Genomic DNA, 235 nt, shown 5'->3' with positions numbered 1-235 from the left:
TTGAGCTGCTGTTCCTCAGCGTCGAGTCGGTCCTTGGCTTCCCGCAATCGGTTCAGTCGGTCCTCTTGCTCCCGGAGTTCCTCCGGGAGCTCGTCTCCCCGCTGCTCCGGACCGTATTCGTCATCTTCGGCTTCGTCGATCTCGGTGGCCTCGTCGAGGATGTCGTGGATTTCGTCGGTGATCTGCTCACGAGTCCGATTTTGATCGAGGGCAGCGTCGCCTTGGACGCGCCGGC

Annotated in this window: 1 pseudogene; it reads right to left on the bottom strand. The window is 62.1% G+C overall.

Features of this window, described 5'->3' with window-relative positions:
* Window positions 1-235 (bottom strand): annotated as a pseudogene (locus C451_RS22430) (hypothetical protein); the annotation flags it as partial.

Source organism: Halococcus thailandensis JCM 13552, from assembly GCF_000336715.1.
Classification (GTDB): Archaea; Halobacteriota; Halobacteria; order Halobacteriales; family Halococcaceae; genus Halococcus; species Halococcus thailandensis.
Note: the sequence above shows the minus strand (reverse complement) of the source record. Positions and strands in the feature narration are given on the sequence as shown.